At 66.1% G+C, this 3,837-nt stretch carries 3 protein-coding genes; all 3 read left to right on the top strand.

Annotation, left to right across the window (positions count from 1 at the left end; all coding sequences use genetic code 11):
• Positions 1-601 (top strand): ABC transporter permease subunit (locus tag EOA28_RS28085; RefSeq protein ID WP_128315498.1); only part of this gene is annotated, 601 nt, incomplete at its 5' end.
• Positions 598-1,779, top strand: coding sequence for a choline ABC transporter ATP-binding protein (gene choV, locus EOA28_RS28090; RefSeq protein ID WP_126081621.1), 1,182 nt, complete (start codon positions 598-600; stop codon positions 1,777-1,779). The genes EOA28_RS28085 and choV, both read left to right, overlap by 4 nt.
• Positions 1,780-1,889: 110 nt before the next feature.
• On the top strand, positions 1,890-3,837 hold a 1,948-nt coding region (locus tag EOA28_RS28095), incomplete at its 3' end, for an autotransporter outer membrane beta-barrel domain-containing protein (RefSeq protein ID WP_128315499.1).

Raw genomic sequence — 3,837 nt, forward strand, 5'->3', positions numbered from 1 at the left:
GATCTTCATCATCAACCAGAACCTGTGGAAACAGACGGTGCAAACGCTGGTGCTGGTCGTTGCCGCCGCCGCCATGGCCATGGCGATCGGCGTGCCGCTCGGCATCTGGGCCGCGCACAAGCCGAAGGTCTACCGCGTCATGCTGCCGGTGCTCGACCTGATGCAGACGCTGCCGACCTTCGTCTACCTGATCCCGGTGCTCACGCTGTTCGGCCTCGGCAACGCGCCCGGTCTCATCGTCACCATCATCTTCGTCATCCCGACGGCAGTCAGGCTCACCCATCTCGGCGTGGTCTCGGTGCCCAAGGCGATCATCGAGGCGGGCGAGGCCTTCGGCGCCACCAAGCGCCAGCTCCTGTGGAAGGTGGAGCTGCCATCGGCGCTGCCGACCATCATGGCGGGTCTGACGCAATCGATCATGCTGTCGCTGTCGATGGTGGTGTTCGCCGCCCTGATCGGCGCCGGCGGCCTCGGCACGGAAATCAACCGCGCGCTCGGCTCGCGCCGCATCGATCTCGGGCTTGAGGCGGGCCTCGCGATCGTTGTGCTCGCGATCGTGCTCGACCGCATGACCCGCATCGGCGTTGGAGGCAAGAAATGACCGTCGCGGTTGATTTCAAGAATGTGGACATCGTCTTCGGGGCCGACCAGGCAGGTTCGCTGGCGCTGATCGACCAGGGCGCCACGCGCGCCGAGATCCTGGAAAAGACCGGCAATGTGCTGGGCTGCGCCGGCGCCAGCCTCACCGTGCACGAAGGCGAGATCTCGGTGCTGATGGGCCTGTCCGGCTCCGGCAAGTCTACGCTGCTGAGGGCCGTTAACCGGTTGAACGTGGTGTCGCGCGGCCAGGTGCTGGTCAAGGACGGCGACCGCATCGTCGATGTCGTCACCTGCGACGAGGCGACCTTGCGGCGGCTGCGGCAGAAGCAGGTGGCCATGGTGTTCCAGCAGTTCGGCCTGCTGCCCTGGCGCACCGTCGAGGAAAATGTCGGCTTCGGCCTCGAGCTCGCCGGCGTGCCGGAAGCCGAACGCAAGGCGCGCGTGCAAAAGCAACTGCAGCTCGTCCATCTCGACCAGTGGTCGAAGAAATACGCCCACGAGCTTTCCGGCGGCATGCAGCAGCGCGTCGGCCTGGCGCGCGCCTTCGCCACCGAGGCGCCGATCCTTCTGATGGACGAGCCGTTCTCGGCGCTCGACCCGCTGATCCGCACCAAGCTGCAGGACGAATTGCTGCAGCTTCAGGCCGAACTGAAGAAGACCATCATCTTCGTCAGCCATGACCTCGAGGAGGCGCTGAAGATCGGCAGCCACATCACGATCATGGAAGGCGGCCGCATCGTGCAGACCGGCGCGCCGGAAGACATCGTGCTCAGGCCCGCCAACGACTATGTCCGCGACTTCATCGCCAACGTGAATCCGTTGTCGGTGCTGACGGCGTGGAACGTGATGCGCGACCGCCGCGACCTGGAGCAGGGCGAGGATGGCTGGGTGTGGCTCGACCGGCGCAAGACGACGCGCTTCAAGATCGACGAGCATGGCCTGGTGGCCGCGGCCGAGCGCGACGGCAAGCCGGCGGTGTGGGTCTCCTGCGCCGATGTCGAGCGCCAGCCGGAAGAGGGCGCTCAGGTGTTCTGGGCCAATCCCGGCACGCCGCTGAAAACGGTGATGCTCGCCATGCACCGCTCGCAGACGGCGCCGGTGGCGCTGTTCGACGAAGGCTCGCGCTTCGTCGGCGCGATCGGCATCCGCGACGTGCTGAGCGCGGTGCTGCGGCGATAGGCTTCTTCGCAGGCGTATAGCGCCCTGGCTGGGCGTTTTGCGTGCGGCTTGTCTTTCGCTTCCTTCGGGCGCAGAATCCACCTGTTGCGTGGCCATGCGCCAGAGGGGTGATGCCGACGTCGCGCACAGGGGTTCCAGGCGCGATAGCGCTGTCGATTGTCGCCGGGGTCTCGCTTGGAAACGGCGCGGCGTTCGCCCAAGATTTTGTCATCGGCAATGGCGTCATTGCCGGCCAGCAGACGATGAGCAATGCCGGTGATACCGGCCACGTGCAGGCAAACGGAGCGATCGAAACATTCGGCGCCGGCGTCGATGCCGTGCGGATGTTCAATTCGGGTCAGCGGCTGACCAATTACGGGCTGATCGCAACATTGGGCGGCGGCGCCGCCAATGTGCATTCGCAAGGGCCCGACGCGACCATCCTCAACAACGGAGCGATCCTGGCGATAGGCGATGGCTCGATCGGCGTCCTGTCGGAAGGCGGCCATGCGCAGATCGTGAACAACGGCTCGATAGAAGCGCTTGGCGTCGCCACATACGGGATCATCAGCGATGCTCCGGCCGGGCATGTGGATAACCGTGGCTTTATCGGCGTTTCCGGCACGGCTGCCGCAGGCATAATCGGCGATGGGCCGGACCTGACGGTGGACAACAGCGGATCCATCGAGGCCTATGGGACCGCGGCCGGAGGGATTCTGTGGCAGAGCAACGGGCTGCGACTCGATAATTCCGGGTCGATCGTTGTGTCGGGCCTGGCTTCGGTCGGCATCGGCGCCAGCGGCAATGACATCACCATCGCCAACAGCGGCACGGTCGATGTCTTCGGGACAGCTTCGACGGGTATCAGTGCGCTGTTCGGCAACGCCACGATCACCAATTCTGGTTCGGTGATCGTAGGAGGGCTGGGCGGTGTCGGCATTGCGGTCCAGGGCAGCAGTTCCGTCATCACCAATTCCGGTCGCGTCTTCAGCGACCAGAGCGTGGCGATCTATTTCGGCGCGCCCGACGCCACGCTGAACCTGTTGGGCGGGACGGCCATCCAGGGGCCGATCGTCTTTTCCGGCGGGGGCAACACCGTCACCTTCGGCCCTGGGCTCAACGCCGTCATGAGTTTTTCAGGAAGCGGCCTGCCGCAAACCATCCTCACAGGCGGCAGGCCGTTCGTGACGAGCGGCGACAGCGTGGCGGTGGTCGACATCACCGGGTTTGCGAGCAGCGGGCCGCTGATCGAGGACCTTGTCGACGGCATAGCCGGTGTCGCCGAGGCGCGTATGGCTGCCCCAGAGGACGGCTTGCCTGCGCTACGGAAAGGTCCGGACGCCTGGATCTCCACTTTCGGCGGGATACGCTCCCAGGGTGGTTACGGCGCATCGGCCGGGTTCAGCGAGGCGCTGGGCGGTGTGGTCGCCGGCGCTGAAAGGCGCTCGGGCGACGGCTTCCTCGGCGGCTTGTTCCTCGGCGGCGCCGCCGGGTCTACCGAGGTCGACGACGACGCGCAGGAGATCGTCCATCGCGGCGCGTTTGCGGGCGGCTATCTCGGCTATGACGCAGGTGCGCATTTCGCCGAGGCGGCGTTCGTCGCCGGCGTGCTGCAGGAGCGCAGCCGCCGCCATGTCGCGAACAATCTGGTGCTCGGCGGCATCGAAACGGCGCGGGCCGATTTCAACGGCGTTTTCCTGAGCCCCTCGGTCACGCTCGGCATGCGGCTGCCGGTGACGGCCGGCACGCTGATACCCAGCGTGCGGCTGCGCTACGCTGGGCTCTTCTTCGACGACTACACGGAGACCGGCTCGGACGGCGATCTTGTGGTCTCGCGGCGTGACGTCAACGTCTTCGAGGCGCGCGGCCAACTCGCGCTGGCGCTCGCTCCCGTCAGCACGCCAAGCCAGGCCTGGCAAACCACGCTTCGCACCGGGGTCGACGCGATCGCGCAAAACAGCGATGACGTTTCGGCAACGCTGCTCGGCCAGGACATCTCTTTTCCCGCGGGCGGCGAACAATTTGTGTTGCGCGGCTTTGCCGGTGCGGACGTCGCGGCGGAGGTGGGCGCCGGCATGA

It is taken from the genome of Mesorhizobium sp. M2A.F.Ca.ET.067.02.1.1, assembly GCF_004023285.1.
Lineage (GTDB): Bacteria > Pseudomonadota > Alphaproteobacteria > Rhizobiales > Rhizobiaceae > Mesorhizobium.

What these genes read in the sequence shown, in the direction of transcription:
- choV (WP_126081621.1), top strand. Translation starts at nt 598, where the DNA reads ATGACCGTCGCGGTTGATTTCAAGAATGTGGACATCGTCTTCGGGGCC.